The sequence below is a fragment of the Bacillota bacterium genome (assembly GCA_013314855.1).
In the GTDB taxonomy this organism is placed as follows: domain Bacteria; phylum Bacillota; class Clostridia; order Acetivibrionales; family DUMC01; genus Ch48.
This window is the reverse complement of sequence record JABUEW010000203.1, coordinates 1-4,393: the sequence shown is the minus strand read 5'-3', so window position 1 is coordinate 4,393 and position 4,393 is coordinate 1. Positions and strand designations below refer to the sequence as shown.

At 46.6% G+C, this 4,393-nt stretch carries 4 protein-coding genes and 1 pseudogene; all 5 read right to left on the bottom strand.

The annotated features are described in order from the left end of the window. Window positions 1-305: 305 nt before the first annotated feature. Entirely contained in the window at window positions 306-539 is a 234-nt protein-coding gene (locus tag HPY74_20005) for an AbrB/MazE/SpoVT family DNA-binding domain-containing protein (GenBank protein NSW92892.1), read from the bottom strand. Between the two features lie 51 nt (window positions 540-590). Next, window positions 591-1,149: pseudogene (locus HPY74_20000) on the bottom strand (transposase). A gap of 88 nt (window positions 1,150-1,237) precedes the next feature. Beyond that, entirely contained in the window at window positions 1,238-2,533 is a 1,296-nt protein-coding gene (locus HPY74_19995; GenBank protein NSW92891.1) for a hypothetical protein, read from the bottom strand. 308 nt (window positions 2,534-2,841) lie between these two features. Next, window positions 2,842-2,970, bottom strand: coding sequence for a cyclic lactone autoinducer peptide (locus HPY74_19990; GenBank protein NSW92890.1), 129 nt, complete (start codon window positions 2,968-2,970; stop codon window positions 2,842-2,844). A 152-nt stretch (window positions 2,971-3,122) separates the two neighbouring features. After that, window positions 3,123-3,686 carry a hypothetical protein gene (locus HPY74_19985; GenBank protein NSW92889.1) on the bottom strand — a complete coding sequence of 188 codons (564 nt, stop codon included), beginning with the start codon at window positions 3,684-3,686 and terminating at the stop codon, window positions 3,123-3,125. Between the last annotated feature and the right edge of the window lie 707 nt (window positions 3,687-4,393).

The following is a 4,393-nucleotide window of genomic DNA, read 5'->3' as shown; positions in this document are numbered from 1 at the left end:
GAGAAGCCTTGATTCCGGCATCTTGCAGCCTGAGTTCCAGGGTGCGGGCAAGGAGGAAGGCCAGGAAACAAACTACGAAGTGTCCTTTGATCCGCGGCTCCGTCCAGTGGAAGACCGGCTGCACCTCCAGGGTGGATTTCATGACAGGTAAGGACTCTTCGATCTTCCAGAGGTTGTGGTAGGTGTCCAGCACCTCTTTCGCACTCAGGTTTTTCTCACTGGTCTGGATGCCGTAGTAACCGTCGAACTGCTCGTCCCGTTTAATGGCTTCCTCATCCGTTCAGGAATATACATTTCCACCTCGTTTACCATATTTCCCGCCCAACCTGAGTTCCTGTATCTACTTCGCCGTGAATATTATTGGGCGTAACCTGGGACAGCAATTGTTCCAGGCTGTAACGTTTGCGGCGGATAATAATTGCGTCATCCTTTGCCTCTAAATCAACCGGTGTGCCTTCTTTAAGGCCGATTTTTTGGGCCAGCGCTAAAGGGATGCGAATCCCCAAGCTATTGCCCCACTTTTGCACATGAGGTTGCATGATGATTTTCACCCCTTCCTTGTTTATACATAGTATAAACCTTCGATGTCATTAATACAAGTGGATAATATTCCTAATATTTATTCCTTGTTTTTCCCCTATCCGGCCCACCCCTATCGCCAGCATCACGATTAGTGCTAATGCACAGCGCAGCTTCATTTTTTGCAGGCCCCGGATGAAGTGTTTTTCAAACCCAAAGGCCTCGTCCAGGCGGGCGTTCACTCTTTCCACGACCGTACGCTTCTTGTAGGTTCTCTCCCATTTGTAGCTGGACCGCGCCAGTGGGGTGAAGATCCGCCGGTCTTCCTCCAGGGGAATGCGCACTCATCCGGTTGCACAGCACTGATTCATTCCCTTACACTCCAACCCATAATGCCGGGCCGGACAGCGATATTTCAAGGTTTTCCGGTCCTCTTCAAACCCCCCGAAGGCCATCTCCCGGCGCTTGTTTGTCTCGGACAAGATGAAGCTTATAGCCAAACCACGAAACTACTTTTTCCCACAGAGTTCCGTCACGTCTTTGTCCCCGGTACGTTTTCTTGCTAAAGTCAGCATCGGTGTCGCGGCGCCCATCGGGCTTTTGGGGTTTTTCTTCTTCGTCCTTTTTCTGCTCCGGGCCAGACTAGCTTATCTCCTTGTTTTCGTGTCTTGACTAAAGGGGGCACTACACTTTCCGCTTGAAAAGCAGCCATCATGGATTACTTCAATAGAATATATCTAAAAGTGAATTTATCTTTACCAAAAGTTTCTCCATATTTTAGATCACGCCAAATCAACAATCCTCCATCCAAGAGTTGAGGATATTTAATTTCATCAACTTTCACTCCATCAGGAGCTGGAACAAGATTATATAGCTTGTTATCTTCCTGATTAAATATTGTTATTCCCCAAGGGATGCCCGAACTCCATAGCAGATAGTTTTCGAATTCTTGTAAACTTGTTAGATAGTAATCTTTGCGCGATTTATACAGTGAATAACCGTTGTTGATCTTATAAATCCACTCGTTCTTGTCGATATCATAAATACACACTTCGGCATCATAAAAGGTTTTGTTGGGATGTCCTTCCGCGTATATATAGTTACCGCTAATTCGGGGATTGATTATATTTTCATCGGTAACCAGTTTTGCTTTGACCTTGGTTTTTATATCGTACAAATATGAGTGGCCGGTGTAGGTCCCGTCAGGATTTACCAAGGCTTTGCACCAGACTACCTTGTCGCCTGAAACATTGGAATTTCCAAAGGCATGATTGGTGAGATCTTCATTGAGATAGTCAAGGGTTTCCAACTTACCGGTAGATATGGTATATAGTTTGATCACACTGGTAACTTCGCCATCCGGATTATGTTCCCAAGAGCAATAGGTGATGTAATCCGACGCTATACTGATTTGGTTGGGACAGAGGTATCGGTACTGGGCATTTTCCGGAACCACTATTCCTGGTTTATATCCATCAACTTTGGTTATGGTTTTTGTCTTGAGGTCGGCATAATACAAGGCCCAATCCGCTCCGTTGGTAGGATCGGTTGCAGGATCTTGATCGGCATGAGGGCATTCGGACCAGGCGACTATATCTCCCCGTTTTTTTATAGTATAAACATGGTTCTTGCGTCCCTGCATGATATTCATCACTATAGAAATATTCCCGTCTAAATCTACCCTTTCTATATCTTCCGTATCAGAATTAAAGATAATGATATTGCCATTGTCATCTGTTCCAAGTAAAGTAGCTTCAGGGCGGCCAAAGGCTTTAGCTTTAAATTCTCCCTGTTTAGCAATGATATCGGCATTATTGCCTATAGGAATCTCATCATTGATTTTATAATTTTTCTTTGTCACCAATTCGATGCTTTTCGGCTGGATATCGGCATCGTTGCTAACAGAAGAATTGTTGGATATGGATTCCTGACTTGTATTCTTATTTTGGATACAAGAGGTTAAGGCTAACATAGTTAATGCTAAAATAATCATCAAAAGCATCCTTTTTTTCATTCACTTGACGTCCCCTTCATAGGCTTAATACACAAATTATTAAATCCTCTGGCCTTGTCGATTGACAAGGCCAGAGGTAACTCGCTTAAATCTCAAAAACCTAAAAAATTAAACCCCTATCATTACACAATACTGACATACAATAAAAAGTAACTTCCATGTGCCTATCCCCCAAATTACTTTGTTAGATTATTTGAATCATAGTAGTAACAAATTCTTCTTGAAGGATCATAGCTGTTAAACCCTTCTCCTGCAACATAATGATAAATATGGTCACTTTGCATGGAGCGATTAATCCCGAATATCAGTTATTCCTTTCCCGGCAATTTCGGCTGATACCAGTGGAACCAGCAAAGTGTGCTTGCTCCCGTCGCTGCTACGAGCAGGAGCAAGGCTGATGCGAACCGCAGGAGATTTGTCTTGACCGTTTTGAGCATACTTCTCACTTCCCGGAAATCGGTGCTGAAGATCCCTTTAGACGCGGAAAGACGTATTCCTGCCTGATCTTCCCAAACGGGTCAAAAGGCGGCGCAAACGGGTTATATAGTGCACGAACGAGTTTTGCCTGCATAAAAAATAACCGTTGTAACTAATTCTGCATTCGCTTTTTAACCCCCCGTTTCCGACAGAGAAGGAGCGCGCCGCAGAGCAAGACAGCGCCTACGCCGGCTGCAAGCCACAGGTATGATGCAGTTTCCTGCGGAAGCTCATATTCTAACACTTGGCCCGGCCCCTTGAAGTTCACAAAGGAGAGGTAAAACTTACCTTCCGAAAGGAAGGCATATACTGGCTCTCCTTGTATCGGCGGGATAACGGCGATTTTTTCTTCTTCACCGGAGCGGCAGGAGTATACCGTGCCCGCTACCGTTCCTTTCTCGTACGTAAATACCGGAATGAGTACCTCTTTCTGCCGGGGGTTCAAGATGGGCGGTCCGGCCACAAAATCAGTTCTTTCTAAAATGCCACACTTCCTGCGCAGGTCTTCCCCTTTGCCTTTATGCAACCGGGAGATTACCTGCCGGCCGGTGACTATCAGTTCGTCTGTGAAAGGATTGATGAGCGCTCCGTGGATGCGGTTTTCTGCCGGTATTTCGAGTGGCTGCCAGGTTAAGCCGCCGTCTTCCGAATATTGGACTCCTGTCCAGTTCCCCATCGAGCTGCACCACACCCAGATTTTTCTCAGATCTGTGGGGTCAAAGAAAAAACCATCTGCCGATGGAATCTTCCCCGGTAAGGAACGCGGCTGCCACGCGCGGCCGCCATCCCGCGTTTCCCAGAAGTGACGCAGGGAAATAGCGGCTTGTCCCGGAGGAACCGGGAAAAGATAAGCTTTTGCGGGATTCAGGATATCCGGGATTACCCGGTACGGGGAACAGGGATTTCTTGTCTCGGTACCCGTAACCTTGTGCCAGGTGGCACCGGCGTCGGCAGTAGCATAAAGGGCAAATTTGCTTTCTCTATTCTTTTGCGCCCAGACAAAGGCGGTAGCTCCTGTGCCGCTTCCTACGCCAACTGCAACGGGACCGGTGAAGACGGCATTAACCGCAGTGAAGACCGTGACTGGGGAAAACCCCGCTCCGAAATACGGGCTCCGGTAGAGGCGGCGGGTAGAGCCAGCGCAGTCTTTCGATTCTATAGACCGGTAAGCGAGCACTCCCTGCTGGCTAACGCAAAAAACGTAAGTTCCTGAGGGAATGGAATGGGAGCGCGATACAGGGGCGCTTATCGCCTCTCATTGAGTAAAATTATTTTGGGATAACAACTTGCCCCAAAGAAAAAAGGAACCTCACTCCGAGTGGAAAAAAAATTAATTTAATCCAACCAAAAACCAACAAAGGAGTGAGGTTAAATGAAACTTGA